This is a genomic window from Succinivibrio sp. (assembly GCF_045124615.1).
Lineage (GTDB): Bacteria > Pseudomonadota > Gammaproteobacteria > Enterobacterales > Succinivibrionaceae > Succinivibrio > Succinivibrio faecicola.
In genome coordinates this window covers 1-2,561 of record NZ_JBGVMC010000395.1, presented here as the reverse complement: position 1 = coordinate 2,561, position 2,561 = coordinate 1, and the positions used below count along the sequence as shown (strand labels likewise).

At 38.3% G+C, this 2,561-nt stretch carries 2 protein-coding genes and 1 pseudogene; all 3 read left to right on the top strand.

Features of this window, described 5'->3' with window-relative positions:
* A pseudogene (locus tag ACJML3_RS10565) lies at positions 1-794 on the top strand (glutamine--tRNA ligase); the annotation flags it as partial.
* Positions 795-816: 22 nt separating this feature from the next.
* On the top strand, positions 817-1,278 hold the full coding sequence (locus ACJML3_RS10560) for a hypothetical protein (RefSeq protein WP_288136171.1): 462 nt from the start codon (positions 817-819) through the stop codon (positions 1,276-1,278).
* Between the two features lie 63 nt (positions 1,279-1,341).
* Complete coding sequence (gene bamC / locus ACJML3_RS10555; RefSeq protein WP_406023063.1) at positions 1,342-2,523, top strand: outer membrane protein assembly factor BamC; 1,182 nt, start codon at positions 1,342-1,344, stop codon at positions 2,521-2,523.
* Positions 2,524-2,561: the final 38 nt, after the last annotated feature.

Genomic DNA, 2,561 nt, shown 5'->3' with positions numbered 1-2,561 from the left:
CTATTTCAGGTCTTCGTCGCAGAGGTTATACACCAGCATCTATCAGAGAATTCTGCCGCAGAATCGGTGTGACAAAGCAGGAGAATGTTGTTGAGATGAGTGCACTAGAATCATGCATTCGTGACGATCTCAATACCAATGCACCAAGAGCAATGGCTGTTCTCCATCCAATCAAGCTTATTATTGAAAACTATGGTCAGGATGGTGTAACCGATACTTCCTATACAATTTCAAATCATCCTGAAAGAGATGATTTAGGAAGCAGAACAATCACCTTATCTAAGGAAATTTACATTGATGCAGCCGATTTTAGAGAAGAGGCAAACAAGCAGTACAAGCGCTTAAAGCTAGGCTCAGAGGTTCGCTTAAGAAATAGTTATATTGTCAAGGCTTTATCCTGCCAGAAGGATTCAAACGGCAATGTAACAGTAGTACACTGTGAGGCTGTTCCAAACTCAGTTGGTGCAAATATTGAAGGACACAAACCAAAGGGTGTAATTCACTGGGTTGATGCAAACAACTGCTTTAGAACAACTGTAAATCTGTATGAGAATTTATTCAATACACCAAATCCTGGTGCAGCTGAGGATTTCTTATCTACAGTAAATCCAAATTCAAAGACAGTAATTGAAAATGCAGCTTTAGAGAAGAGTCTTGAAAATGCAAAAGTTGGTGATCATTTCCAGTTTGAGCGTGAAGGCTATTTCTGCACAGATTCAAAGGCTTTTGAAGAGGGTAGAGTTGAGTTCAATCTGACTGTTGCTCTTCGTGAAAGCAAAAAGGTTATAGTATAAATAAAACATAGGAGTAGACATTATGTCTGATTATGAGAATTCTGACGTACAAAAATCAGATGAGAAGCTAGCACCTCCACCAGGAAGTGATTATGAGGTTGCTTTTACCTATCATTCTGATAATCAGTTAGAAAGAGCTTATGATAAAGCTGAACATTGGGTAAGATGTGGTGTAAAGCCAAATCAGGTATTCTTAGATGACCGCTCAATGGGTGTTATCAATTTCAGAAAGGAAATGCGTGATCCTTTACTTATTCAGGCTGGTGTTGAGCGTCTAATCGACTTTAGATGTTCATTAACTTTATCTGATACAGATGTTGATGCCGTTTTCTCAAGTGTAAGTTATTATGAGCCTGGCTGTGAGCCAACATACATTAATGCATATGATCCTGAACTATCTTCAATCAGAGAAGTTCTAAATATGGTAAGTAATAATTTATTCAATTATCTGCAGAAGCCTTTAGTACAGACTGACGTGGATTAATTAAAGACAAGACTTTCTGTTTTCAGGAAGCTTTCTTTTTTATAAGGGAAATTGGAGATCCTTGTGACCAGAATTAAAACCAAAAAGCTAGGAAGTGCACTCTTTGTATGTGCCCTTCCTGCTTTTGTTATGTCCGGATGTGTATCTTTAAAAAATCAGTACCAGAAGGTTTTTGGTGTTGATGAGAGTATGCAAGAAGCAACCGGATATTATTCATATCTTGATGCGCAATTATCAGACAACAAAATTGTAGTCCCAGAAGGTCTTGATAATCCAGGCAAGAATTCTCAGCTGAAGGTACCTTCTGTAAATCCAAATACCTTAAAGGGAAATGTTGGTGAGAAGGTTGATGTAAGACCTCCTGCAGCTCCATACAGAGCAGACTTTGGTAGCTACAGCCAGTGGATAGACAATGAGGCTATTGTCTGGTTTGAAAAAGACGGAACCCACGGTATTCGTACTGAGGATGATGCATGGATGCTGATTGATTCAATGCTCAGATCCATGAAGGTTGGTATCGGTGAGGTTGCTGACGGTCAGTATGTTCTGACAACAGTTTCATCTGATTTTACAGATTACGGCAAACCATATACAGAGCTTGACGAGGACAATGGTATTCTTCGTTATCGTCAGATTTATCAGCTTCGTGTTGGTAGAAATTCTGCTAATGAAATTGGTATTGCAAGCAGACTGTTAGCTTCAGAACGATACCTGTCAAATGGTTATTCAGTAAATAAAGATCTTTCTCCTGTAGAGCAGGAAAGATTTACTATGGGATTTTCAAACAATATCATTCATGCGTTAAATGAAAGATTTGTTGAAAGATCATATGATCCTGAGAATCTTGTAATTACCTTAGGTAAGGATAACAATGGACATGATGCTATCTTAGTTGAAGCTCCATTTGATACCACCAACAAGATCCTTGTAAGAACATTCCCAAGAATTGGATGGAGTGTAACAGCACATTCTGTTGCAAAGGCTCAGTATGATATTGAGGTTCTAGACAGCTCTGATGAGCAGGTTGTGTACACAAATTCAACTTCACTTGATATTGATCAGGGTACATATAAGATCCGTGTTGGTATTCATGGCAACATGAGTGCAATTACTCTGTATGACAAGGATGATGCTCCTGTACCTTATGAAGTGGTTTCAAGAATCTATCAGGGCTTTGCTCAGGTAATGTCAGCACAGTTTGCAGAATATACAAAAAATCAGGCAAATGTTGTAAAAGCAAAATAGTCATTAACTGATTTTCAAAAATAAGGAGCAGTATTGCT